The organism is Streptomyces yokosukanensis (genome assembly GCF_001514035.1).
In the GTDB taxonomy this organism is placed as follows: domain Bacteria; phylum Actinomycetota; class Actinomycetes; order Streptomycetales; family Streptomycetaceae; genus Streptomyces; species Streptomyces yokosukanensis.
Genome location: NZ_KQ948210.1, coordinates 581,509 through 606,630, shown reverse-complemented (window position 1 = coordinate 606,630; position 25,122 = coordinate 581,509). Strand labels below are relative to the sequence as shown.

The 25,122-nt window shown below is 70.5% G+C and carries 22 protein-coding genes and 3 pseudogenes; 12 read left to right on the top strand and 13 right to left on the bottom strand.

Annotated elements, in window-relative coordinates:
• Window positions 1-323: 323 nt before the first annotated feature.
• Together AQI95_RS49000 and AQI95_RS48995 are read right to left on the bottom strand one after the other, a co-directional pair.
• Entirely contained in the window at window positions 324-1,442 is a 1,119-nt protein-coding gene (locus AQI95_RS49000; protein ID WP_067123003.1) for a sensor histidine kinase, read from the bottom strand.
• Window positions 1,443-1,533: 91 nt separating this feature from the next.
• Window positions 1,534-2,049: pseudogene (locus AQI95_RS48995) on the bottom strand (response regulator); the annotation flags it as partial.
• Window positions 2,050-2,414: 365 nt separating this feature from the next.
• Between AQI95_RS48995 and AQI95_RS15500 the strand changes: the two are divergent.
• The 7 genes and pseudogenes from AQI95_RS15500 to AQI95_RS44845 all read left to right on the top strand — a co-directional run.
• A complete protein-coding gene (locus AQI95_RS15500; protein ID WP_067122997.1) occupies window positions 2,415-2,774 on the top strand; it encodes a hypothetical protein in 360 nt (119 codons plus the stop codon).
• Window positions 2,775-3,049: 275 nt separating this feature from the next.
• Window positions 3,050-3,670, top strand: coding sequence for a DUF5819 family protein (locus tag AQI95_RS15495; RefSeq protein WP_159056526.1), 621 nt, complete (start codon window positions 3,050-3,052; stop codon window positions 3,668-3,670).
• A complete protein-coding gene (locus AQI95_RS15490) occupies window positions 3,667-4,755 on the top strand; it encodes a hypothetical protein (RefSeq protein ID WP_067122990.1) in 1,089 nt (362 codons plus the stop codon). The genes AQI95_RS15495 and AQI95_RS15490 overlap by 4 nt, the downstream gene beginning before the upstream one ends.
• Window positions 4,748-5,116, top strand: a complete 369-nt coding sequence (locus AQI95_RS15485) for a thiol-disulfide oxidoreductase DCC family protein (protein WP_067122988.1) — start codon at window positions 4,748-4,750, stop codon at window positions 5,114-5,116. Before AQI95_RS15490 ends, AQI95_RS15485 begins: the two co-directional genes overlap by 8 nt.
• A gap of 98 nt (window positions 5,117-5,214) precedes the next feature.
• Complete coding sequence (locus AQI95_RS15480; RefSeq protein ID WP_067122985.1) at window positions 5,215-6,297, top strand: M23 family metallopeptidase; 1,083 nt, start codon at window positions 5,215-5,217, stop codon at window positions 6,295-6,297.
• 90 nt (window positions 6,298-6,387) lie between these two features.
• Window positions 6,388-8,346, top strand: coding sequence for a S53 family peptidase (locus AQI95_RS44850; protein WP_079071267.1), 1,959 nt, complete (start codon window positions 6,388-6,390; stop codon window positions 8,344-8,346).
• A gap of 190 nt (window positions 8,347-8,536) precedes the next feature.
• Window positions 8,537-8,740, top strand: a pseudogene (locus AQI95_RS44845) (SbcC/MukB-like Walker B domain-containing protein); the annotation flags it as partial.
• Between the two features lie 151 nt (window positions 8,741-8,891).
• On the opposite strand, the gene AQI95_RS15470 reads toward AQI95_RS44845, so the two are convergent.
• Entirely contained in the window at window positions 8,892-9,338 is a 447-nt protein-coding gene (locus AQI95_RS15470) for an Lrp/AsnC family transcriptional regulator (protein WP_067122979.1), read from the bottom strand.
• Between the two features lie 94 nt (window positions 9,339-9,432).
• Between AQI95_RS15470 and AQI95_RS15465 the strand changes: the two genes are divergently transcribed.
• Window positions 9,433-9,963, top strand: coding sequence for a rhodanese-like domain-containing protein (locus AQI95_RS15465; protein WP_208614179.1), 531 nt, complete (start codon window positions 9,433-9,435; stop codon window positions 9,961-9,963).
• Between the two features lie 26 nt (window positions 9,964-9,989).
• Entirely contained in the window at window positions 9,990-10,505 is a 516-nt protein-coding gene (locus AQI95_RS15460) for an immunity 21 family protein (protein WP_067122976.1), read from the top strand.
• 128 nt (window positions 10,506-10,633) lie between these two features.
• Here the strand turns inward: AQI95_RS15460 and AQI95_RS15455 are convergent, their stop codons facing one another.
• The 4 genes from AQI95_RS15455 to AQI95_RS15440 form a co-directional block, all read right to left on the bottom strand.
• A complete protein-coding gene (locus AQI95_RS15455; protein ID WP_067122973.1) occupies window positions 10,634-11,860 on the bottom strand; it encodes a cytochrome P450 in 1,227 nt (408 codons plus the stop codon).
• Between the two features lie 34 nt (window positions 11,861-11,894).
• On the bottom strand, window positions 11,895-13,283 hold the full coding sequence (locus tag AQI95_RS15450) for an NAD(P)/FAD-dependent oxidoreductase (protein ID WP_067122971.1): 1,389 nt from the start codon (window positions 13,281-13,283) through the stop codon (window positions 11,895-11,897).
• Entirely contained in the window at window positions 13,273-13,518 is a 246-nt protein-coding gene (locus AQI95_RS15445; RefSeq protein WP_067122966.1) for a ferredoxin, read from the bottom strand. The genes AQI95_RS15450 and AQI95_RS15445 overlap by 11 nt, the downstream gene beginning before the upstream one ends.
• A gap of 181 nt (window positions 13,519-13,699) precedes the next feature.
• Window positions 13,700-14,371 carry a hypothetical protein gene (locus AQI95_RS15440; protein ID WP_067122963.1) on the bottom strand — a complete coding sequence of 224 codons (672 nt, stop codon included), beginning with the start codon at window positions 14,369-14,371 and terminating at the stop codon, window positions 13,700-13,702.
• A gap of 332 nt (window positions 14,372-14,703) precedes the next feature.
• Here AQI95_RS15440 and AQI95_RS48990 point away from each other — a divergent pair.
• Window positions 14,704-14,979 (top strand): annotated as a pseudogene (locus AQI95_RS48990) (SDR family oxidoreductase); the annotation flags it as partial.
• A 24-nt stretch (window positions 14,980-15,003) separates the two neighbouring features.
• Here the strand turns inward: AQI95_RS48990 and AQI95_RS15430 are convergent.
• Window positions 15,004-16,695 carry a DUF885 domain-containing protein gene (locus AQI95_RS15430; RefSeq protein WP_067122958.1) on the bottom strand — a complete coding sequence of 564 codons (1,692 nt, stop codon included), beginning with the start codon at window positions 16,693-16,695 and terminating at the stop codon, window positions 15,004-15,006.
• Between the two features lie 53 nt (window positions 16,696-16,748).
• On the bottom strand, window positions 16,749-17,234 hold the full coding sequence (locus AQI95_RS15425) for an Lrp/AsnC family transcriptional regulator (protein ID WP_067122955.1): 486 nt from the start codon (window positions 17,232-17,234) through the stop codon (window positions 16,749-16,751).
• 60 nt (window positions 17,235-17,294) lie between these two features.
• On the opposite strand from AQI95_RS15425, the gene AQI95_RS15420 reads away from it, so the two are divergent.
• Window positions 17,295-18,551, top strand: coding sequence for a trans-sulfuration enzyme family protein (locus tag AQI95_RS15420; RefSeq protein ID WP_067122952.1), 1,257 nt, complete (start codon window positions 17,295-17,297; stop codon window positions 18,549-18,551).
• A gap of 135 nt (window positions 18,552-18,686) precedes the next feature.
• Here AQI95_RS15420 and AQI95_RS15415 read toward each other — a convergent pair whose 3' ends face one another.
• The 4 genes from AQI95_RS15415 to AQI95_RS15400 form a co-directional block, all read right to left on the bottom strand.
• Window positions 18,687-20,135 carry a GNAT family N-acetyltransferase gene (locus AQI95_RS15415; RefSeq protein WP_208614178.1) on the bottom strand — a complete coding sequence of 483 codons (1,449 nt, stop codon included), beginning with the start codon at window positions 20,133-20,135 and terminating at the stop codon, window positions 18,687-18,689.
• Between the two features lie 277 nt (window positions 20,136-20,412).
• Window positions 20,413-21,996: an alkaline phosphatase D family protein gene (locus tag AQI95_RS15410; protein WP_067122946.1), complete on the bottom strand. Its 1,584-nt coding sequence runs from the start codon at window positions 21,994-21,996 to the stop codon at window positions 20,413-20,415.
• A 351-nt stretch (window positions 21,997-22,347) separates the two neighbouring features.
• Window positions 22,348-23,178, bottom strand: coding sequence for an alpha/beta fold hydrolase (locus AQI95_RS15405; RefSeq protein ID WP_067122943.1), 831 nt, complete (start codon window positions 23,176-23,178; stop codon window positions 22,348-22,350).
• A 106-nt stretch (window positions 23,179-23,284) separates the two neighbouring features.
• Window positions 23,285-23,938 carry an NADPH-dependent F420 reductase gene (locus tag AQI95_RS15400; protein WP_067122938.1) on the bottom strand — a complete coding sequence of 218 codons (654 nt, stop codon included), beginning with the start codon at window positions 23,936-23,938 and terminating at the stop codon, window positions 23,285-23,287.
• Between the two features lie 122 nt (window positions 23,939-24,060).
• On the opposite strand from AQI95_RS15400, the gene sigJ reads away from it, so the two are divergent.
• Window positions 24,061-24,945, top strand: a complete 885-nt coding sequence (gene sigJ / locus AQI95_RS15395) for an RNA polymerase sigma-70 factor (RefSeq protein ID WP_067122935.1) — start codon at window positions 24,061-24,063, stop codon at window positions 24,943-24,945.
• Window positions 24,946-25,122 lie beyond the last annotated feature (177 nt).

The following is a 25,122-nucleotide window of genomic DNA, read 5'->3' as shown; positions in this document are numbered from 1 at the left end:
CGCACTCCACGCACCACCCCACTCCGGCTCATGAGGAAGAAGAGATGCAGCAAGATGCGACATCCGCCTCGGTCACTGAAGTGAGAGACGATCGGCATCTGCGCGTTGTACGGCCCACCCCTCGGGATGAGACACAGGGCGCTGCCTGATCGGACTGCCCCGGGTTTATCGTCCTGCCGTCAAGGATGGCTCTCGGAGATCACTCCGAGAGCCATCCTTGACGGCTGTCCCGTCTGGCTCGACTTGTATGACGGATAGCCCATCCGAGCCCGCGTCGTGAGCCGGCGTATTCCCCCCGGACCTGGGCAGCGCGGACTGCTCGATCAGAACACCGCCCGTACATAGAAGCCGCCCGCCTCGGTCCGGCCGTACGTGAACGCGCCGTGCGCTTCGGCTACCTGTGCGGCAAGCCCTGTGAGGCCGTGCCCGCCGTGTGGGACCGACGGCGTCGCGCCGGGCGCGGGCCCATTGCGGACGTCCACGAACAGCCGATCCGCGCTCTGATTCGCGGGAGTTGACTCGACCACTACCTCGATCCGTGCCCCCGGCGCATGCCGTATGGCGTTGGTCAGGGCTTCCTGAACGACGTGGTATACGGCGCTTTGGACGCGAGCGGACCAGCGGTCGGGGTCTTTAACGGCTATGCGAGCCGTATCGAACAGGCCAGCACGGGACAGGAGCTGCGGGATCTGCCGCAAGCCGCCCGCCCCTGGATCGTCCTCCTGAGGGCGCAGCATCCCAGTGACAGCGCGCATCTCGTCGAGCGCCCTGCGGCTGAGCGAGTGAATGGCAGCGGCGTCCTCGGCCGCGGTCGGGTCCTGCGTGCGTGATTGGAGAGCCTGCGCACGCAGCGCGATCAGACTCGTTGCATGACCGACGGAGTCGTGCAACATGCGAGCCAGGGCGGACCGCTCCTCCACGGAGGCCAGGCGCCGGGCGAGATGTAATTCCTCGGCCCGGCTGCGCCTGAGCGCGGCGTAGCTGTTCGCCAGCGCCCTACGAGTGCGGAGTTGAAGGCCGATCGCCGTCGGTGCGGCCGAAACTGCGGCAGCGTAGACGATGTGGATGATCCAGTCCCTGAGCGAGCTGGGCGCTGGACGACCGGGAAGCAGGGACTGCGCGACGGCGATGGCCGTGACCGCTGCGCTGCAGATGGCGGCGGTGCGCAGCGCATACCGTTGCCCGACGTAGAACAGGGCGGTGATCGGGGCGAGCACGATGTCTCCGTCGGCCATGCCCACGAGAGTGAGCGCGAGCACGCCCAGCGGACAGCGACGACGCAGAACCAGCGCAAGCACGGCGATGACGGACACGGCAAGCTGGTGCGGATGCCAGCCCGGCGAGTGCGCATGCCACTGCAGCAGGTCGACTCCAGCGAGGAGCAGTACTCCGGCATCGGCGGCCCGCTCCCTGATGAGCTTCCTGCGTCTCGTGCCGCTCACGCCGACTTGCTGAGCAGCCGAGCCTTTCGGCGGTCAGCGCGGCCCGCACTCGGTTCCTGGTGCCGAGCTTGGCGAGGACCGCGCTGACATGGTTCTTGACCGTCTCCGGACTCAGCACGAGGCAGTCGGCGATCTCGCGGTTGGTCAGCCCGCTGCCCAGGAGTTCGAGGACTTCACGCTCACGCTGTGTGAACCGTGCTGCACGGTCGCGGGCCTCGGCGTCCCTCACGGAGCGGGACGCGAACCTGCGATAGCCATCGATGACGGTCGGCGCCACGGGACGGGACACCGCGCCGACTCCGGCCGCTGCCTCCCGGACTGCGTCCGTGAGTTCGTCGGCGGTCACGTCTTTGAGCAGATAGCCGATGGCTCCCTCCGCGAAGGCCCGCAACACGTCCGAGTCGGCTGCGAAGCGGGTCATTATGACGACGGCCGGCGGATCGATTATCTGCTTGAGGCCACGCAACACCGTGAAGCCGTCCACGTCCGGCATCCGCAGGTCGAGCAAGACGACGTCCACGGTCTTCTCTCGAGCGAGCCGGACCGCCTCCCGTCCGCAACAGTCGCCCACCACCCGCACATCGGATGCTTCGGGACGCTGAAGCATCGCGCGTAAGGCGGAACGAACCAATGACTCGTCATCAACAATCAGCACTCTGGTCATGACTCCCCCCATGCCTGCCAGTGGCTCCCCGTCACCCGGTGGTCAGCCGGGCGGCATGATTCAAGAGCTGTTGGTGACTTGATGATACGCAGGTGACTCCCCCCCCCAGTTGGGGGACGTGGCGATGAAAACGGGCCAGAGCGGGGGATGGGCGCAGCTGCTTCCAGCCGCAAGCATGATCTCCGCATGCGAAGACGTACGAAATCGCGCAAGAGATAGATGCGCACCGTTGACGTCAACTGTCCTGCTCCACCCGACTGCATTCGAAGGGAAGGCAAATGAGAGCCAAGAGGTTCATAGCAGGCTCCGTGTTCGTTGGCGTGATCGCCGCCGCCTCCAGTGGCCTGATGGCGTCCTCGGCGTCCGCCTCGTCCCTGCCCCGGCAGAAGGCCGCGGCCGACGAATCGGTGCAGCGCGCGACCGTCCTTGACGGCGGCGCCAACCCGCAGTTCCTGCACGCTCTGGCCGACGCCGCCGTCGCGGGCGTCACCGGAGCCGTCGGCGGGAAGGTCATCGACACGGCTGTGAAGCTCACAACCAAGATCAAGTCGTCCAGCGACTCGTCTTCGTCGTCGGAGTCGTCCTCCTCATCCAGCGGCGGCCCGGTGACGAGCCCGGCCTCGCTGCACGGGGTCATCCCGGGCGACGCGCAGTTCGACGCGAACTGAGATCCGAACGGGAAATGACCGGCCGGAACTGAGCTCCGACCAGCGTCGTCCGGCGCATCGCATCCGATGCGCCGGACGACGTCCGACCGACACACCTGGAGGATCTTTCCCGGATGGCAGCGCACACGAAATCCCTTGACGAGTCGAGCCTCGGCGCATCAGGCCTCGGATCATCACACGACACACCGGCACCCGGTACAGGCGATAGCGAAGCCCTCTCCAGAGTCCGCCCCACCCCTGTCCGTGTCCCTGTTCCCGTGCGAGTCCGGCTCTGCGTGATCCTGGGCGTCCTGCCCGTACTTGCCTTCATGGCGGCATGTCTTGTGTACAACGCCCCGCAGTCACCGGCATCTGTGCGACTGATCGGACCCGCCCGCAGGGTTCTCGAACCGTACTTCTGGCAGGACTGGCAGCTCTTCGGACCAACGCCCGGTACCAGCAACGACCTGGTCTATCTGCAAGCTCGGATTCAGTACGGCGGAGAGACAGTCGAGACGGCTCCGGTCGAGGTCGAAGAGGCGATCGACCGCGCCCCGCGAGGCTTCCGCATCAACCCGACAAAGCTGCCCGGCATCATGCTCGCCTTCGACCAGACCAGCAGTCACTACGCGAGCGCGGCCACTCGCATCAAGAAGCTTCCCGCGGCACAGCGCAAGGCCGCACAGGCGGCCCTGGACAAGCAGTACAAGGCCGACTTCGAGGAGATGCAGCGTTTCTTCTCGGCCCGCGCGCACTCGTTATACCCAGGAGCGCGAATCCTCGCGGTGCAGGCGACCTTCAAGACACGGCCGATCGTTTCGTTCTCGGAGCGGTACGAGAGTCCCCACCCGAAGGAGAAGCTCAAAGGCCTTCTGCAGACGTCATGGATGCCCTACGTACCAGGAGTGGCCCAGTGATCCGGCATGCGCCCCGAGCCGCGCGCGCCCACAAGATGGCCGGCGCGTTCCTCCTCGCCCGCCTGGACGGGTTCGCGCTGCGGCTCGCCCGCAGGGAGCGGCGCCTCATCGGTCTTTCTCTGATGCGGCTGGTCATCGGTTTCGCGACCATCCTGTACTGCCTCGCCGACTACTCCAACAGACAGTTCCTGTGGGGCCCGCACGCCTATGACAGCCCTTCTACAGCATCCGCCCAGATCCCGGGCGGCGGCTTCTCCCTCTACCTGTTCAGCGACTCACAGGCGTGGTTCGAATTCCTCTTCCACGCCACGATCCTGACCTCCGCGGCGTTCATGATCTACGGAGGCCGGGCGCTCACGGTCGTGCAGGCGGTGATGATGTGGTCACTGCACTACCGCAACCAGGACCTTCTGGAAGGCGGCGACAACCTCGCCCAGATTCTCGTGATCTTCCTGGCCTTCACCTGCTCCAACGCCTACTTCGCCCCTGGCGCCAAGAAGCGGCGTGAAAAGCTCCTCGCCCAAGACCGGCAACCGGCCATCTCCACCGTGCTGCACAACCTCGCCACGTACCTCATCGTCTTCCAGACTGCCGTTCTGTACCTCGCAGCCGGCTACTGGAAGATCTTCGGAAAGGTCTGGCAGGACGGTGTTGCGATGTACTACATCAGCCGCGAGACCGAGTTCCACATGTCGGCCACGTTCGCCCACGTCATGAGCAACGCCTACCTCGGCACGGCAATGTCGTACGCAACGATCGTCATCGAGCTGGCCTTTCCGTTCGCCCTGGTCTCCTCGCGCGCCTGGCTACGCAAGGCCAACATCCTCGCGCTGGAAGCGATGCACCTGGGCATCGCGGCCTTCATGGGACTTGTCTGCTTCGGCCTGTTGATGATCGGCGCGGACTCCGTCTGCCTGCGCGACGAGGACTACCGGTCGTTGTGGAGGCGCCTGCAAGCCGGTCGGCTCCGCGTGGCGGCAAACTGGCCGGGGGAGGCGGGACGCATACGCACATCCCCGATCCGCAGCTCGGCATCTCGCCTGCCCAGTACATCTCTTCGGAAGGGAGCCCACGATCATGTCTGAGCCTGTGATCGTCTTCGACGGCACCTGCGGCTTCTGCCGCACCACCGTGATGCACCTGGCGCGCAGTCGTCGTCTGCGCCTGTCCGGACGCCTGCGGGCTTATCAGGCCGTGGATTTAGCGATATACGGGCTGACCGAGCAAGACGCTCGAGAGCGTATGTGGCTGATGCACGACGGGCACCTCCAGGGCGGAGCGCAGGCGTTCGCCGCATGGTTCGCGACGGGCAGTCCGGTCGCCCGGCGGATCGGCCGCGCGCTCACCTTGCCCGGGGTACGACAGGTGGCGGAGGCGACCTACCGGCTGATCGCCCGCAACCGGCACCGTATTCCCGGCCCGTGGGAGCACACGTGCGCGATCTGACGCCCGAACCGCCCGTCCCGTCCGAACTACCTGAAGCGCAAGCCCTGTCGAGGTTCCTCACGGCAGACCCGGGGGAGTGGCAGTGCCTCGCACCGCGTGTGACAGAAGAGGTCGGCGCGGACACGCTGAAGCGGATAGTCAGCGCCACCACGGCCCGCATCGGAGACCTCGTCACCGTGGCGGACAGCCCCGACGGGCTGATCGTGTCCGGCAGCAAAGGACAGGTACGCGCCTGGGCCCAAGTCGCACGTGACGGCGAACTCACAGCATTGCGCATCGAAGGCGCCCGCTACACCCCGCCACGCAGCCGCCGACATCTACCCGCACCCCTGACCTGGGCGGCATACCTGACCCTGGTCACCTTCTGGAACGTTCTGACCGTCTGGACGGCCGCCGACCGCACCGCCTGGCTCGCCGATATCGCAGCCCTCGCCGCCTTCTACGTGATCATCGAAGGATACGGCGCACCGGCGCAACAGCCTCGCCTGTTGCGCCGCACGGTCGAGGCAGGTGCCGTCGCAGCCATCGCCTCCGCCTGGCGACTGCCCGATCTACCGGCAGGGCGCGGCACCCTCCACCTCACCGGCGCCATCACACTGCTCGCAGGAGCCGCGTGGATCGTCACCGCCGCACGACTGCACCGCTGGAAGGCGCCACTGTCCCAGCCGCTGCTGTTCCCGCTGGACGGCACATGGTACGTCGTACAAGGCGGAGGCCGTGTACTGAACCATCATGCCCGGATACCGGAGCAACGCGGCGCCCTCGACCTGGTCGCGCTCGGCCCGCACGGCACACGTACCCGGCCCGGCCGTGACCTCACCGCCTACGCCGCCTACGGACGTCCTGTCCGCTCTCCCTGCGACGGACGGGTGATCTCCGCCTCCAACACGGTGCAAGACCAGAAGCCGGGTGAGATCCGCTACCAACCGCCCTACGGCAACCACGTGTTCGTTGACACCGGACGGGAGATCATCAAACTCGCGCATCTGCGCCCTGGCTCGGTGACGGTAACGAAGGGCGACATCGTCCGCGCTGGCCAACTCCTCGGCGAGGTCGGCAACACCGGTAACACCACCGAACCGCACCTGCACATCCACGCCGAACGCGACGGCGCCGGCCTGGACCTGGAGTTCACCAGGATCCCCGGACGCCTCCACCGCGGGCGAAAGATCCGCGCCTGACACGGCACACAACCCCAACACTTCCGCGATGCGGCAGCCCCCGCTTCCCGGGCACACCCACCCGACCCATTCCAAGGAAGTCTGCGCTCCATGCGCTCTATCCACATACGGCGCGCCCTCGCCTCGGTGGCAGCCATTGCCGCACTGGCCGCAGCTCTCACGCCCACGGCCAACGCAGCCGAGCCACACAAGCCCGCACCCCTCCCGGGTAGCCACCCCGACCGCGCCACCACGGAATCCGACACCGGTCAGATCCCCGCAGCCACACACCTCATCGCCCGTCTCTACCTGGGCCCCCGCGACCCGGACGGACTCGACGCCTTCCTCACCGCCGTCACCACACCGACCAACCCCCGCTACCGGCACTTCCTCACACCGGCCCAATACGAGAGACGCTTCGGACTCACACCCAGCGCGCGACACAGAATCACGCAGTGGCTCACCAGCGCACACCTACGCGTGACGGCGAAATCTCCTCACTATCTCCAAGTCTCCGGAACGGAAGGCGATTTCGCCAGAGCAATGGGTACCAGCATCCATCGCTACGCCGGCTCGGGAGGTACCGTTCAGTCGCCCGCGGGTGACGTGCGTGTTCCTGCTTCCCTCAGCCGCGACGCGAGGGCTGTAGAGGGCCTGTCCTTCAACGTCCCAGCTACTGCGCAGCCCCTCAGTCATCCCGAACCGCACACCAGCGGCCAACGGGTTTGTTCTTCATACTTCGGCGAACGACCCGCCCCCGCTCTTCCAAAGGCATACGGCAAGACGCAGACCTACGCCCCCTGCCCCTACACCCCACGCCAACTGCGCCGCGCCTACGGTGTCACGGCCTCGGGCGCCAGCGGCAAGGGCCGCACCATCGCCATCGTGGGTGCCTACGGCAGCGCCACCGCAGAGCAAGACGCGAACTCCTACGCCACCCTCACGGGCGACCAGCCCTTCCAGTCCGGCCAGTACCGCGAGCGGGTCAGTCCGTCCGACTGGAACGTCACCAAAGCATGTGCACCGCCGACAAGTTGGGCAGGCGAGCAGGCGCTCGACGTGGACATGGCTCACGGCTACGCACCTGACGCGGACATCCTCTATGCAGGGGCCAACTCCTGCCTGGATGCAGACCTCATGGATGCCGAGTCGTACGTCATCGACCACCGCGCCGCTGACGTCATATCGAACTCGTGGGCCGAGGTCATCCACACCAGTCGACCCCACCTCACACCCGCGGTGATCAAAGCCTGGAACCTGCTCTTCCGACAGGCAGCAGCCGAGGGCATCGGCGTGTACTTCGCTGCCGGCGACTGCGGTGACCAGTCACCCGGTGCCGCCTCCGGTGGCTTCAACTGCGACCCGAATACCACCCAGCCGCAGGCTGACTTTCCCAGCGGCTCCCCCTGGGTCACGTCCGTCGGCGCTACCACACTGGCCACCACCAAGGACGGCGGGTACGCCTGGGAGACCAGCATGGGCGACGACCTCTCGATCCTTTCCCCGCAAGACACCGCGTGGGAGCCCATCCCCGGCCTGTTCGCCTTCGGCAGCGGCGGCGGCCCGAGCGACTTCAGCCGACCTTGGTACCAGCGCGACACGGTCCCCGAATCGTTCGCCCACGACCACCGCGTCACGCCGGACATCTCGATGGAAGGTGACGGGGCACTCCCCGTCCTGATCGGCCGCACCGACTCCGGGCGGTTCGAAACAGTTGGCTACGGCGGGACATCCGCCGCCACCCCGGCCTTCGCCGCCCTCCAGGCCGATGCCGAGCAACTGTCCGGACACACGCTGGGCTTCGCCAATCCCCTGCTGTACATGTTGCGGAGTGCGGGAGTCTTTCACGACATCCGGGACCTGTCCCGGCCCACCGCCGTCATCCGCGACATGGGCCCGAACGCAGGGACCTACCGCTTTCTCCTCTACACGCTCGGCCACGACTACGGCCTCAAAGCGACCAAGGGCTATGACATGTCCACCGGTCTGGGCTCACCCGCACCGGCGTACCTGGAATGGTTCCGACGCCACAGCGGCCGGCCGAGGCGCGCTCCACGCCCGCCTCGGTAACAAGGGGGTCGGCGGCATCTGCACGTTGTACGGCCCGCCCCTGGAGGCGAGGTGCGGGGCGCCGCTCAATCGCACTGTCCCCCGTCTGTCCCCCAGCCATCAAGAGAGCCTCTCGGAGATCACTCCGAGGGGCCTTTCATACCCTGTTTTGCCTGGTCAGAGCTAATGCGCCCGTAGAACTCGATCTTGCAACACCCTCTTCATCGACGAGGGCTTCGGCAGCCTCGACGACCAGACCCTCGACGAGGTGTTGGACGTCCTCGACTCCCTGCGCGAACGCGACCGCAGCGTGGGCATCGTCAGCCACGTCCCTGACCTGCGGCGTCGTATCCACGCCCAGCTGGAGGTCGTGAAGGGCAGAACGGGGTCGGTGCTGCGGCAGCGGGGGGTGTGAGGGCTCGCCGGATCCGGGGAAAGCCGGCTGGACCCGGCCGGCCATCCGCGCCGGTCACGAGCTGGTGCGCCGCGGCCGGTTCCGGGACGTGACCAGAGGTGAGGCCGCCCACCACGCGCATCCCGCGCGGGTGGGCGGTCCCGTCCGGGCATCAGTGGCCCAGGGCGCGCCGGGGCAGGGGAGAGGAGTACACGACGCTGGTGGTCACGGAGCCCAGCGTGCCGATCTTGCCGGAGATCTCCTCCAGATGCGTCATGGACCGCGCGGCGACCTTGATGACGAAGCAGTCGTCGCCCGTCACATGGTGCGCCTCCAGGATCTCGGGCGTCGCGGCCACCAGGTCGTGGAACGGCTTGTAGTGGCCGTTGGGGTAGCGCAGCCGGACGAACGCGAGGATCGGCAGTCCGAGCCGCTCGGGGTCGACGACCGCCGCGTACCCCTGGATCACGCCGGCCTCCTCCAGCCGCCGGACCCGCTCGGTGACGGCGCTCGGCGACATGGAGACGGCGCGGGCCAGCTCGGCATAGCTGGCCCGGCCCTCCCGCTGGAGGACCTCGAGAATGCGCCAGTCGGTGGCATCCGGGGAATACGCGGTCATCCCGGATGGATAGCAGGGAATTCCCGGATGGATCAAGGGGTGGGCCGTGGATTCTCACTTCAAGGAGAGGACCCCGGGCCATAGATTCTCAGTCATGATCACCCAGACCTCAGAGAGCCCTGTCCCTTCGGCGAGCCGTGTCCGTTCGGCGGACCCCGGCGCCGCGGAGAACCCCGTCCTGCGGGTCGCCCCCGCCGCTCCCGCCGAGGCCGCCGCCTACTTCCGCGCGAGCCTCGCCTTCCACGCCGACGTCTCCGACGTGGCCACCGTGCTCGCGGCCGGTGGTGACCCCGGCTTCGTCGTCGTGGACACGCGCTCGACCGAGTCCTGGGACCAGGGCCGTATCCCCGGCGCCGTCCACCTGCCCACCGCGCTCGTTCCCGAGCAGGCCGAGCGGCTCCTGGACAGGTCGGTGCCGGTGGTGACGTACTGCTGGGGCCCCGGCTGCAACGGCGCCACCCGTGCCGCCCTCGCCCTCGCCGAACTCGGCTACCAGGTCAAGGAGATGCTCGGCGGCTTCGAGTACTGGGCCCGCGAGGGCTTCGCGTACGAGACCTGGCAGGGGCCCGCCCGTCGTGCCGCCGACCCCCTGACCGCGCCCGTCGAAGGCGAGTGCGGCTGCTGACAGACGCCCGTGTAGGTTCTCTGCCCATGGCTCGATACGCGGATCCAGGCGCGCTGGAGTGGGTGGAATCGGGCGGCGGCCCGCTGATAGCCGTACCGGAGACGGTGCTGCCGTTCTGGGCGGGTGCCGACAGCGAGGAACTCGACACCGACTACGACCGGGCGTGCGAGGTCGACGGGTACGTCGGCCTGCTGCCCGTCGGCGACAGCGCGGCCCTGGTGTTCGGCGACGAACCCGCCTCCACCTCGTTCCTGCCGGACCACGCCACCTTCGTTCGGTGGTCCGCCGCGAACTCCGAGGCGGAACTGCTGGCCGGTGTCCCCGCCGCCCTCGAGACGGCGGTGTGGGGGAGCGAGGTGCGCTGGCGGGTGCCCGGCCCGGTGCTGCTGTTCGACTCGGCCTGGCCGGGCCAGGCGGCCGGTCGTACTGAGCACCTCCGGGTGCCGCTGGCGGCGGGCACGTACATGGTGCAGGCCGCATACGTGCAGCCGGGTCCGGAGACCTGGGTCGGGCTGGTGCGGCTGACCCGGCTCGCGTCCTGACCCGGCTCGTGCGTCGACCGGCCTCGCGTCCTGACCGGGCGCGCATACCGACGCAGCGCACGCCACCCGGCGCACGCCACCCGGCGGGCGGTCGCCCGGCATGCGGCCGAGGCCGCTCGCCGCACCGCTCAGCGCAGTCCGTCGAAGGCGATCTTCAGATGCCGAGGGCCGCGCAGCACCGCGTTCTGCCGGTACGGCGGCGGGTCCTCGACGAGACGGGGATTCTCCAACCGCCGGGCCAGTTCGGACAGCGCGATCTGGGCTTCCAGCCGAGCCAGCGGAGCGCCGAAGCAGCTGTGGATGCCGCTGCCGAAACCGAGGTGCTGGAGGTCCCCGCGGTCCGGGTCGAAGCGGTCGGGATCCTGGAACCGCTCCGGGTCCCGGTTGCCCGCGGCCAGCGCGAGCCAGATCCGCGAACCCTTGGGAATGGTGACGCCGCGCACCTCGATGTCGGTGATGCAGGTGCGCTGCGGGAGGAGCTGCACCGGGGGCTCGTAGCGCAGGAGCTCCTCGACGATCTTGGGGGACAGGCCGGGGTCCTCGCGCAGCCGCCGCAGATACTCGGGGTGGCGCAGCAGGGTGAGCATGCCGTTCGTGATCAGGTTGACCGTCGTCTCATGTCCCGCGATGAGCAGCAGCACCGATGTGCTGAGCACTTCCATCGTCGTCATGGCGCCGTCCGGACCTTGACTGTTCACCAGGTCCGAGAGCATGTCGTCGCGAGGTTCCTTGGCGCGCTGCTCCACCAGACCGTTCAGGTACATGCCGAGCTGCAGCCGTGCCTCCTGCGCGGTCCGCTCGGAGTCGGCGCTCGTCCGGGTGTCGGGATCCAGGCCGGCGACGATGGGGTCGACCCAGGCACGGAATCGGGGCTCGTCCTCGCGCGGCACACCGAGCAGCCGGCAGATCACGGTCACCGGGAAGGGGTACGCGACCTCGTCGACCAGGTCGATCTCCCGGGCGTCCCCGAGCCCGTCGATCAGGCCGCTGACGATCTCGGCCAGCTCGCCCCGCATGTTCTCGATCCGGCGTGGCCGGTGCGGCGGTCCGAAGGAGCTGTTGGCGATCCTGCGCAGCCGGTCGTGCTCCGGCGGGTCGAGGCGGATGAAGCTCGGGGGCAGCCCTGTCGCCTCGGGCCCCGACACCTCGTCCTCCCCGGGATCGACCAGATTGACGGCGTCGGAACTGATCCGCGGATCGTGGAGCAGCGCCTCGATGTCGTAGTACGAGCTGATGACGAAGGGGCCGTCCTCCTCGTGGAGCACCGGTGTCTTACGGAGTTCCTCGTACACCGGATACGGGTTGGCGCGGTTGGCGAAGTCCGTGATCCGGCGCAGCATCGAGGGGTGCGTCATGGCAGGTCCTTGGGGCGTCGAGGCCGGGCGGCGGTCAGTGGCGGGCGGGGTGGAAGACCAGTTGCTGGTCGGCCGGTGAGTAACCGCTGAGGGTGATCATGGGGCCGTGGGTCGGCAGGGACGGGTCCGGGAAGTCGGCGTCCACCGGCCGGCCCTCGGGGCGCCGGTCCACCGTCGGGAACTCCACCGGGAACGGCGCGCCCCGCTCGATCTGCCGCTGGTAGAACTCCAGCCACCGGGTGTTGTCGAAGGACACGGCGGCGATGATCCGGCCCTTGTAGCCGTAGACCCCGACGAACCGCCGCTCGGCGAGCGACCCTTGCGTGATCATGATCTGCTCGCCCATGGGCGGCACACCGACCGACTTGATGTTCACGCCGAACATCGACGACCAGAAGGCGGGCATCCACAGATGCGGGCGCCGGTCGGCGCCGTCGCAGATCATGTTGTGCGCCGCCGTCTGAGCCTGGGCGACGGCGTTGCCCCAGTGCTCCAGAGAGAGGAACTGGTAACCGAACAGAGCGTGCGGAGAGCGTGCGACGTCGCCCGCCACGAAGACGTCGTCGGTGACGATGCCCCGGAAGTCGAAGGCCCGGCACCCCGCGTCGCAGGCGATGCCCCGGGGTCCCGCGCCGAGCCCCGATCCGTTCAGCCACTCGGTGTTGCGCATCGAACCCAGCGAGACGACCACGACATCCGCCTCGACGACGCTCTCGTCGGACAGGTGGACGGCGCGCACCCTGCCCGTGGCGTCGCCCTCCAGTCCGGTCACCGTGACATGGGTGCGCAGATCCACGCCGTTCTCGGTCTGCAGGCCGGTCGCGACCGCGCCGATCACCCCGCCGAGCGCGCCCACCAACGGTGCGCCGGCGCGCTCCGCCACGGTGACGGGAATGCCCATCTCCCGGCAGGCCGAGGCGACTTCCGAGCCGGCGAACCCGGCCCCGATGATGAACACCCGGCGCGGCCCGGCCTTCAGCCGCTGATACAGGTCGTCCGCGTCGTCACGGGTGCGCAGCAGGCAGACGCCGTCCAGTCGGGCCTCGTCCTCCTTGAACCAGGGCCGGGCGCGGACCCCGGTCGCGATGAGCAGCCGGTCGTACTCCACCTCGTCCCCGTCGGCCAGCCGCACCCGCTTGGCCGACAGGTCGAGACCGGTCGCCGCGACGCCCAGCCGCCACTTGGCGTCGATCTCCCGGCGATGGGGCAGGTCGGTGCGGTGCGGGGACGCCTTGCCCAGCAGCACGGACTTGGACAACGGCGGCCGGTCGTACGGCTCGTACGGTTCGTCGCCGATCAGGGTCAGCTCACCGGCGAAGCCCTCCGCGCGCAGGGTCTCGGCGGCCCGCAGGCCAGCCAGTGAGGCGCCCACGATCACGATCCGGCCCTCGCGCCTGAGCTGGCCAAGGTGGTCAGCGGACATCGTGCGCCTCCTGGGCTGAGCCTGTGCCCCGCTCGCCCAAGCCCTCCAGCCCGTCCGCCGTGATCGCCTGCACCGGGCAGGCCGCGACCGCGCGAGCCAGCCGCTCGCGCTGTTCCTCGGGTGCGTGCGGGTTGTAGATCAGTGACTCCTCGCCGTGCATGGCGAAGACATCGGGAGCGAGGAACGCGCACTGGGCGTACCCCTGGCATTTGTTGAGATCGACGACGAGCCGCATCGACGCTCCGCCCTTCCGGTGGCCAGGTCCGGTGTGCGCCGGTCGTCTTCGCGCGGCACTCCCGGACGGCGGTCATGTCCCGTTTGCCAGCATGAGTGCCGTCGAGCAACATCGCCCGTCGGGAAACCCCCATTCGGGCTCTCGGCCGTCCCGGCGCACGGGTGCCACGGCGGCCCGTCGGTCACGCGTTCGCGGCGGTGCGGGGCCGGGCGCGACCGCTCTCCCGGAGGATGTACACGCTGAGCGCCAGCGACCAGGCGGGGAAGACCAGCTCCGCCCAGGGCACGTTGGACGCGAGGACGACCAGGGCGAGGGCGGTCAGGAAGCCCAGGATCGTCAGAGGGCGGGGCAGGACCCCCAGGCGGTGGCCGATCACCGACATCGAGCAGGCGAAGACGGCCGCCATACGCATGGCGAACTCCGTCAACAGCGAGTACGCGAGATGACGGCCGAAGTCCCACGAGGACAGTTCCGGCGCCGTACCGGGGGGATGGCCGATCGAGAGGACGGCACCGGCCGCGGCGGCGGCGCCGAAGAGGGTGGCGGTGAAGACCAGCCCGCTGCCGAGGAAGACGGTGGCGAGGAACTTGTCCTCGCCCTCACCGATGTGTGCCCGCATCACCCCGAGGAACCAGAGGAAGAAGATGCCGGCGAACGGGATGAGGGCAAGGGCGGTACGCACCGCGTCACGGCGCCCGGAATCCGTGAATCCCTGAGCGGTGACCGCGTCGACCCCTTCGGGGATGCCCAGTCGCACCAGGACGATCGCCGCCGCCAGCAGCAGCGCGAACACGACCCCCGCCAGCCCGGCGGCGCGCGGTGTCTCCAGCACCGGCTGCCCGTTCTGCTGCATGCCGCCCGGCCTCCTCCACATCGCCTCCGGCACCAGCTAGCCGCCGCCCGGCCGTTCGCGCCACCGGGGCACGGCCGGACGGCCCACCGCTCAACGCCCACCGCCGGCACACCTCGCTACCCGGCCGCCCCCCCCCGACGGCCGTGATGCGCTCGCGCGATGCCTCCTACGCCCCCCTGGGCTCGTCGGCCGTGTCGGCCGACCCGCGCCCGAGTCCGCGGGAGCCGCGGTGTGCTCCGCTGCCTCTGCGCGGGCGGGTCGCTCTGGTGACCGGTGCGAGCCGGCGGGCAGGGATCGGACGTGCCATGGCCAGGCGGCCGGCCGCCTGCGGGGCGAGCGCCCTCCAGAAGGGCGCCGTCGCCTCGGTCACCCGGTCCCTGGCCGGCGCCCTCGCCGAGCACGGCATCACGGTGAACACCGTCAACCCCGGCCCGGTGGAGACCGGTCACGCCACCGGCGAGGCCCACGCGGCCGTGGCCGCGCGGTTCCCCGGCGGACGCTGGGGCCTCCCCGGCGATCCGGCCCGCCTCATCGCCTGGCCGGCCACCGACGAGGCCGCGTGGATCACCGGGGAGGTCGTCAACTCGGAAGGCGGCCTCCGGCGTTGAGGTCAGGTCGATGCCGGCCAGCCGTCAGAGCTGGGACAGCTCGTCCACCAGGTCGTCCAGGCCCAGCGAGCCCTGCGACAGCGCGGCCATGTGCCAGGCCTTCAGATCGAAGGCGTCGCCGTGCCGCGCGCGGGCGTTCTCGCGGCCGAGGAGCCACGCCCGCTCCCCGAGCTTGTAGCCGATCGCCTGGCCCGGAATCGTCAGGTACCGGGTCAGCTCGCTCTCCACGAAGTCCGCCGGCCGGCTGCTGTGTGCCCCGAAGAACTCCTGCGCCAGCTCCGGCGTCCACCGCTCACCGGGGTGGAACGGAGAGTCGGCGGGGATCTCCAGCTCCAGATGCATGCCGATGTCCACGATGACCCGGGCGGCCCGCATCATCTGCGCGTCCAGGTAGCCGAGGCGCTCCTCGGGGTTGGTGAGGTAGCCCAGCTCGTCCATCAGCCGTTCCGCGTACAGCGCCCAGCCCTCGGCGTTGGCGCTGACCCCGCCGATCGTCGCCTGGTAGCGGGAGAGGTTCTCGGCCACGTGCGCCCACTGCGCGAGCTGGAGGTGATGCCCGGGTACGCCCTCGTGGTACCAGGTCGAGACGAGGTCGTAGACCGGGAACCGCGTCTGGCCCATCGTCGGCAGCCAGGTGCGGCCGGGCCGCGAGAAGTCCTCCGAGGGCGCCGTGTAGTAGGGCGCCGCGGCGCCGCCGGGCGGGGCGATGCGCGACTCCACCTTCCGTACCCGCTCGGCCAGTTCGAAGTGCGTGCCGTCCAGGTCCTCGATGGCCTTGTCCATCAGGCCCTGCAGCCACTCCCGGACCTCTTCCACGCCCTCGATGTGCCGGCCGTGCTCGTCGAGGTGCGCGAGCGCCACCCACGGGGTCTCGGCGCCCGGCAGGATCCTCTCCGCCTCCTGCCGCATCTCGCCGAGGATCCGGTGGAACTCCGCCCAGCCGTACGCGTACGCCTCGTCCAGGTCCAGATCGGTGCCGTTGAAGTAGCGGGACCAGCGTGCGTAGCGCTCGCGGCCCACCGTGTTCGGGGCGCCCTCGATCGCCGGGGCGTAGACGTCCCGCAGCCAGTCCCGCAGCTCCACCAGCGCGCCGGTCGCCGCGCGGGCCGCCTCGTCCAGCTCCGTGCGCAGCGAGTCCGGACCGGCGGCGGCGAAGTCCTCGTACCAGCCGCGGCCCCGGCCGTCCGTGTCCGTCCACTCGGTGAGCTGCTGGATGTACGTCGCCGTCGGGCGCGGCGCCGCGAACAGCTTGCGGTCCAGGCCCAGTCGGAGCGACTCGCGGTAGCCGGCGAGCGCGCCCGGCACCGCGCGCAGCCGCTCGACGATCGCCGCCCAGTCCTCGTCCGTCTGCGCCGGGGTGACCGTGAAGACGTCCCGCACCGAGTGGCCGGGCGTGCTCATGTTGCCGACCGCGCGCAGGTGCTCGTCCGCGTCGTGCACGGCGAGTTCGGCGGTCAGCCGCTCCCGCAGCAGCCGCCCGCAGCGCCGCTCCACGTCACTGTCCGCCCCGGGCTGCCGCTCCGCCTCGTCCAGCTGTGCGAGGGTGGCCCGGGACAGCTCCGCGAGGGCTTCCTGGCCCGCGGGCGAGTAGTCGGGCAGCCGGCTCGAACTCTCCTTCACACCGAGGTAGGTACCGGTGACCGGGTCGAGGGCGATGAGGTCGTCCACGTACGCGTCGGCCACCTGACGGGGCAGCGGGCTCTTGGTCTCAGACATGCCGCCCATCCTGGTACGACGAGGATCTCCGCGTCACCCACGTTCGGGGGGATTCAGCTCTGGGCGTGGCCGGGAGGCAGCAGCGGGCCGCACTCCCACTGCTGGAAGATCAACCGGGTCTCGACCCGTGCCACCTCGCGCCGCGCGGTGAACTCGTCCAGCACCAGCCGCTGCAGATCGGCCATGTCCGCGACCGCCACATGCACCAGGTAGTCGTCCGGCCCGGTCAGATGGAACACCGTCCGGGCCTCCGGCAGCGCCCGGATCCGCTCGACGAACGGGCCGACCAGCTCCCGCCGGTGCGGCCTGACCTGCACCAGAAGCAGCGCCTGCAGCCCGCGTCCCAGCTTGGCCGGATCGAGCCGCAGCTGATGGCCGAGGATCACGCCCGAGCGGCGCAGCCGGGTCACCCGGTCCAGGCACGTCGACGGCGCCACGCCCACCTGTTCGGCGAGGTCGCGGTAGGTGGTCCGGGCGTCGTTCTGCAGCAGCCGCAGCAGATGAAGATCAACCGGATCCAGTGCGACAGATTCGGCCATGGCTCGAACGTAGCACGGCACACGGACCCGGTGAACCGTTCACTGTTCACCCTTCCGCCCATGGACACAGCGACCACCGGTGCCTACGACGGCGTACGCACCGCACCCAGAGCCCTGGCCACCGAGGCCGTGCACGCCGGCCGCGACGATCTCGCCCGCCAGGGTCTGCACGCCCCGCCGATCGACCTGTCCACCACCTACCCCTCCTACGACAGCCGCGCCGAGGCCGCCCGCATCGACGCCTTCGCCACCGACGGCGCCGACCCGGACGGACCGCCGGTCTACGGCCGCCTCGGCAATCCGACCGTCGCCCGCTTCGAGACCGCGCTGGCCCGTCTGGAGGGCACCGAGTCGGCGGTCGCCTTCGCCAGCGGAATGGCGGCGCTCAGCGCGGTCCTCCTCGCCCTCCCCCACTCTCGGCCTCGCTCGAGCGGGGGGACCTCCATGGCCGCGGGCCTGCGCCACGTCGTCGCCGTACGGCCCCTGTACGGCTGCAGCGACCATCTGCTCACCGCCGGGCTGCTCGGCACCGAGGTCACCTGGACCGACCCGGCCGGCATCACCGACGCGCTGCGCCCGGACACCGGCCTGGTGATGGTCGAGTCCCCGGCCAATCCGACCCTCGCCGAACTGGATCTGCGGGCCGTCGCGCACGTCTGCGGCCCGGTGCCGCTGCTCGCCGACAACACCTTCGCCACCCCCGTGCTGCAACGCCCCGCCGCGCACGGCGCCCGCTTCGTGCTGCACAGTGCGACCAAGTACCTGGGCGGGCACGGCGATGTGCTCGCCGGCGTCGTCGCCTGCGACGAGGAGTTCGCGGGCCGGCTGCGGCAGATACGGTTCGCCACCGGCGGTGTGCTGCATCCGCTGGCCGGCTACCTGCTGCTGCGCGGGCTGTCCACCCTGCCGGTCCGGGTTCGGGCGGCTTCCGCGAACGCCGCCGAACTGGCCCGCCGGCTCGCCGCCGACCCGCGCGTGGCCCGGGTCCACTACCCGCGGATCGGCGGCGCGATGATCGCCTTCGAGGTGTACGGCGACCCGCACGAGGTCGTCTCCCGGGTCCGGCTCGTCACCCCGGCGGTGAGCCTGGGCAGCGTGGACACGCTGATCCAGCACCCCGCCTCCATCAGCCATCGCATCGTCGACGCCGACGACCGGCGCGGGGCGGGGGTGAGCGATCGGTTGCTGCGGCTGTCGGTGGGCCTGGAGGACGTGGACGATCTGTGGGCCGATCTGGACCAGGCGCTGTGCGCGGCGCCGGAGCGGCCGGTGGCGGGTTCGGCGGCGAGGGACACCGCCGGGACGGGCACCGCCTGACACCGCCCTCGTGGCTGAGCGCCGTCGCGCGGGATCGGAGCGCGGCCGTGCCGAGAGGCGTACCGGCCCGGTCGCGGGCGCCCGGCGCCACGCGGGTGGGAAGGCGAGGCGAGGGCGGTCCGGGCGCGCCCCGCGTCAGTCGCGGCGGGCCGGGTCGCCGGGGTACCGCCGGGCGGTGTCGTACGGCGGCCGGGCGACCACCGCTGCGGCGTTCAGCCGGGCGGTGATGACGAGCGTGCCCTCCTCGATCTGGTAGTCCAGGGGCAGTTCGAGGCGGCGCATCGCGGCGACCATGCCGGTGTTGGACGCCTGTGTCACGGCGTACACGCTCTCGCAGCCGGCCTCCACGGCCATGGCCACCAGTCGGCCGAGCAGTTCGCCGCCGATGCCGCGCTGCTGCCACTCGTCCTCGATCAGCAGCGCGACCTCGGTCTCGTCGCCGTCCCAGAGCAGATGCCCGAGGCCGACGATGCGGCCGGAGGCGGACTGCGCGGCCAGCGTGCGGCCGAAACGGGGACTGAGCAGGTGGTTCAGATAGCGGTCCGCGTCGTTGACCGGGCCGTGGTAGCGCAGGTCGAGGGTGCGCGGCGAGCACCGCTCGTGCATCGCCCTCGCGGCGGGCAGGTCCCCGGTGTCGACCCGGCGGACCGTGATGTCGGCGCCTTCCGGCAGCGTCAGCACGTCCTTGCCGCGCGGGATGCGCGGACCGAGCCGGTTGTCCAGCTCCACCAGGGCCCGGGCCCGCGCGAACTCGGTCGGCGTGAAGGGCAGATACGGCCGCTCCACGGTGAGCACGGCGCCTTCGGGTGCCCGTAGTCGCATCACGGTGTCCTCGAGGACGCCCTCGACCGGCACCGGCTTCGCTCCGCGGTCCGCGCCGGCCGGTGTGCCGGGCAGTGAGCGGATCGTGCACCGGCCCAGCAACTGGCGCAGTGCCAGCGGCAGTTCGGCGGCGTCCAGCGCGGTGCGCGCGGCGAGGCCGAGCACCCGGGTGGGGACGTCGACCAGATCGTGCGCGTCGGCACGCTCGATCCAGGTGGAGTCGCCGCCGGCCAGCGAGACGGCCCGGGTGATCTCGGCCGCCGCCAGCGCGGTCGGCGCCCGCAGCAGGAACTCGTCCACGGTGCCGTCGGCCAGGGGGTGCGTCTGGAGGCTCAGGATGTCGACGCGCCGCTCGGCCAGCGCTGTGCACAGCGTCGCCAGCGAGCCCGGCTCGTCCTGGACCGTCGTCCGCATCCGCCACAGGGCACTGGCGTCCGCCACGCCGTCCGCCGGCCCGGCCGGCTGCTCGGTGGGCCCGGCCGGCCGCGCCCCGGCAGCCGGCCGGGCGCCGGTATCGTCGGCGGGCGGTGCGTGGCCGTGGCGCCGTGCCCACCATGTGTGGAAGCCGGCCGTCGCGGCCAGCACGAGGGCCGAGACCACCAGCAGCGTGGGACCGTCGGGGCCGTGCCCGATCAGATTCGCCACGGCGTCGGCGACCGCGACGGCGGTGAACAGGGCGGCCAGCTCCACGAGGTCGCGCCGCCAGTGGTGCACGGGCCGGCCGTGCTTCGTCCGGGTCACATCAGACATGTCTGCACTCATGCTGCCACTGTGAAGGAAGGGTGTTGCGTGATCACGAACTGTTTGTGACCGATGGGTAAAGCATGCTCCGTCCTTTTTGTCCTCACTGTTACGGTCGGGGCGCCCCGCATCGTGTGGCTCCAGATGGTGGCGTTGTCGTCCTCCTCCGACGTCGACGCGGAGGCGTGGGGGAGGGGCGTCGCCCGTAGTGATCGTGTCATGCGAAAACCGTAGCGGCGGCCACTGACAATCGGTCTGAGCTGCGAAAAGGCCCGCAGGGCAGAGGAGTTGCCCGAGCCTACTGGCCGACCCGGCCCGGCTGGAGCGTTTGAGTGAACAGCACCGTGCCGTCGTACTCGCGCAGCCGGACCGTCAGCTCGCCGCTGTCGCCGTCGATGTCCACCTCGCCGAAGAACTGGTAGCCCTCGGCGGGCGACACATTGGCGGTGGCGGGCGCCTTGAGGAAGACCCGGTCCGGGCCGAACGTGCCGTCCAGCGCGCTGGCCGGGAAGGCGCCCGCGTTCAGCGGCCCGGAGACGAACTCCCAGAACGGCTCGAAGTCCTTGAACGCGGCCCGCGAGGGGTCGTAGTGCTGGGCGGAGGTGTGGTGCACGTCGGCCGTCAGCCACACCGTGCCGGTGATCCGCCGGTGCTTGATGAAGCGCAGCAGTTCCGCGATCTGCAGCTCGCGGCCGAGGGGCGCGCCCGGGTCGCCCTGCGCCACGGCCTCGAAGTTCGGCCTGCCCTCCACCGGGTCGGGCACGACCAGCCCGAGCGGCATGTCGTTGGCGATCACCTTCCACGTGGCACGGGACTTCGCCAGCTCGCGCTTGAGCCACTGCAGTTGCTCGCGGCCGAGGATGCCCACGGGGTCCGCGGTCTGGTCGTCCGGCGAGTTCGCGTCGCGGTAGGAGCGCATGTCGAGCACGAACACGTCGAGCAGCGGTCCGTGGTGGACGACCCGGTAGATCCGGCCGTCCGGACGCCCGCTGACGGTGGAGATCGGGAAGTACTCGGAGAACGCCTGCCGGGAACGCGGCGCCAGGTCGTCGAGCCTGGTGCCGGCCGGGTAGGGGGTGCCGGTCCCGATGACCTCGCCCGGGTACCAGTTGTTGCGGACCTCGTGGTCGTCCCACTGGATGATGTTCGGCACCTGGGCGTTGAACCGGCGCAGCGCCGGGTCCAGCAGGTTGTAGCGGAAGTTGCCCCGGTAGTCGTCCAGGGTCACCGCCACGTGCGCCTTCTCCTCGGTGGTGATGCTCCGGTAGACGCTGCCGTCGGGCAGGGGCGCGGTCGCCGCGATCGGACCGTCGGCGTAGATGTTGTCGCCGCTGCACAGGAAGAAGTCCGGGTCCACCGTCGCCATCGCGTCGAAGATGCGGTAGCCGCCGATGGACTCGTTGATGCCCCAGCCCTGTCCGGCCAGGTCGCCGGACCACACGAACCGCACGCCCTGGCGTCGCCGGGCCGGTGCGGTGCGGAAGGTGCCGGTCACCGGCTCGCCCGTGCGCCGCGGGTCGTCCGGGTCGGCGAGCAGCACGCGGTAGTGGATCTGCTCACCGGCGGGCAGGCCGTGCAGCCGGGTGGTGCCGGTGAAGTCGCTGCCGGAGCCCAGCAGCGGGCCGTGCCATCTGCGCGCGTTGCGGAACGACTCCGTGGCCGAGGTCTCCACGATCATCCGGGCCGGCTGGTCCGAACGCACCCACACCAGGCCGGAGTCGGCGGTCACGTCGCCCGCCTGCACGCCCCAGCCGGCCCGGGGGCGCCCGGAACGGGCGAACGCCGGGGCCGCGCCGAGGCCGACGGGCAGCGCGAGGGCCGCCGACGCGGCGAGGGAGCCGCGCAGAAGGCCGCGACGGCCGGGGAGCGATCGGTCTGACATGGCGAGTGCCTCCAGGGCAGGGATCCGGCCGGTGTGCAGAGCCCACACCTACTGGGGCGCTGCGGCGCGTGCGGAAACCGGAAATGAACATCGGGACCCGGAGCGGACGCCGGCCCCGGGCGCCATGACGTCGAACGGTCCGTCAGTCGACTGCGCGGTCCGGGTCTGTCCGGCTCCCCTGAGCGCGGGACATCGCGAGCGCGGGGCCCCGTGGCATCCGGCCCGACACCAGGACGCCGCCTCCGCGACCCGCCCGCACGCGCGCGTGTCACCGCACAGGCGGGGCCGGCCCGGGTCGGTTCCGGCGGTCCGGGTGCCCCGTGCCACGAACGATCGCGAACCTCGCTCCGCTCAGCGGCTGCCGTCCAGGATGACCCGCGCGACCAGGGCCGGGTCGTCGTTCATCGGGCAGTGGCCGCAGCCGGGCAGCCGTACCAGCCGGGCGTGCGGGATGAGCTGCTTTGCGCGCACGCCCTGGCGGCGCACGAGGAGCCGGTCCTGGGTGCCCCAGGCCACCGTGACCGGCAGACCGGGGAGATCGTCGGTGAACCGGACGGTGGCACCCGCCCGCAGCGTCGCGTCGAACCCGGTGCCGCCCACCAGCGCGAGTGTCTCGGCGACCACGGCCTCCGGAGCCCGGCGGGCGGGGCGGGCGTAGATGGTGCTGGTCAACGCGGTGCGGCCGGCCGCGGTGCGCGACAGCCGCTGCACCAGCGGCAGCGGGAGCCGCTGCGCGATGCCTCGCATCGCGAGCAGCACCGCGAAGGCGTACCGGCGTTCGGCGTCCGTCCAGAATCCGGCGGGGGACAGGGCAGTGACGGACCGTACGAGCTTCTCCCGGCCCAGCTCCAGGGCGAGCAGGCCGCCCAGCGAGTTGCCCGCGATGTGCGGGCGGTCCAGCTCCAGCGCCTCGAACAGGGCGCCGAGCACGGCGTCGGTGGTGGGCAGGTCGTAGGCGAGGCCGTCGGGCAGGCCCGGGGACGCGCCGAAGCCCGGCAGGTCGACGGCGATGATGTCGCGTTCGGTGGCGAGGATGTCCACGACCGGGTCCCAGGCCTGCCGGTGGTGGCCGATGCCGTGCAGCAGGACCAGCGGTTCCCCGTGGCCCACGCGCGCGTAGGACACGGTCACGTCCTTCGGGCCGGACGGAGTGGGGACCTTGAAGGAGACGGTGGCGGACATGGGGCTGCTCCTCGTCTGGGTGCTGACGGACGCTGTAGACAGCTTGTCAGCAATTGCTACCTGCCGGTAGCCCCCGAGGGTGCGGGCCTCCGCTCGCCGACCTCGGTCAAAGCGCCCGGTGCACCTCGATGTTGAAGTCCGCGGTCCCGAACCGCCGCATCATGGTGAGCCACAGCGGCAGATACATCTCCACGGTCCGTGCCGCGCGGATGCCGCCCAGGTCCAGCACCCGCTCCGCCGGCCACCCCAGCTCTCCGAGCATGGCCGTCACCCGCCGCTTGGCCTCCGCGTCCTCACCGCACACGAACAGGTGGTGCGCGCCGGGCACCCGTCCCGGATCCACCATCACCTGACAGTTGACCGTGTTCAGCGTCTTCACCACGCGCGCGTGCGGGAAGGCCCGCTGGATCTGCTCGCCCACGCTGTCCGACTCCACCGGATCCAGACGCGCTTCCCCGTCCTCGAAGGCCAGCGGGTTGCACACGTCCACCAGGATCTTGCCGTCGAGGTTCTCCGCGCCGGCCGCCCGCAGCGCGTCCAGTGCCACCCGGCCGCTCACCGCGTTGACGACCACCTCGGCGAACGCCGCCGCCTGGGCGAACGTGCCGGCCCGGGCCCGCTCCGCCGCGGCCGTCGCCCACTCCAGCGCCACCGGATTGTCCTTGGTGCGAGAACCGAGGGTGACCTCGTGCCCCAGTTCCACCAGCCTGCCGCCCAGCGTCCGGCCCACCTCGCCCGTGCCCAGCACCGCGTACCGCATCGGCCACCTCCAGGTCACAGTCCGCCGACCCCCGGCGGTCCGCGGTCATTGTGATCCGGGCGGACGGCTGACGAGCCGATTCCGGATGGACACACCCGGCGCGTGTCGGATGGGATCAGGCGATGACCGCCGACACCGCGACCGACGTCTTCGAAGACCACCGCCGGCTGCTCATGGGCGTCGCCTACCGGATGCTCGGCCGGGTGGCCGACGCCGAGGACGTGGTCCAGGACGCCTGGCTGCGCTGGTCCGGCGCCGACCACGCGGAGATCCGCGCACCCCGCGCCTACCTGGTGCGCATCACCACCCGCCTGGCCATCGACCGGCTGCGCCAGGTGCGCACGCGCGGCGAGGCGTACGTCGGTCCATGGCTTCCGGAGCCCTACCTGACCGAGTTCGGCGACCTCGCCCCGGACGCGGCGGACCGTGCCGTGCTCGCCGACAGCGTCTCCCTCGCCGTACTGGTGGTCCTGGAGTCGCTGTCACCGCTGGAGCGGGCCGTCTTCGTGCTCAGGGAGGCGTTCGGCTACCCCTACGCCGAGATCGCCGCCCTGCTCGACCGCGGCGAGGCGGCCGTACGGCAGCTCGCCGGGCGCGCGCGGCGGCACGTCGACGAACGGCGCCCGCGTTACGAGGTCGACCCCGTCCGGCGACGCGAGCTGACCGAACGTTTCCTCGCGGCAGCAGAACGCGGCGACCTGGAAGGGCTCATGTCCCTGCTCGCCCCGGACGTCCGCCTGATCGGCGACAGCGGCGGCAAGGCCAAGGCGCCGCTGCGGATCCTGCACACCGCCGACAAGGTGGTCCGCTTCCTGGCCGGTGTCGCGCGGCGGCGGCCGCCCGCTCCGTCCTACCGTCTGCTGGAGGCCAACGGCGGCCCGGCCGTGCTGATCCTGTCCGCGGGCAAGCCCGACAGCCTGTTCCAGCTGGACATCGCCGACGGCAGCGTCACGACCCTGTACATCGTCCGCAACCCGGACAAGCTGCGGCACCTCGCCGCCGACTGACCCCCACGCGCCCCGCGAGCCCCCGTCCCGCGACGGGGGCTTTGCCGCGATGTCACACACACCACCGCGTACGAACGCCTCATGAACGCTCCGCGGCAGGTCACCTCTGTGTTGCGCAAGGGATCGAGGATTGGTCTTGACCAAGGGTGACCGCCGCCCTATGGTCGCAGAGAAGTG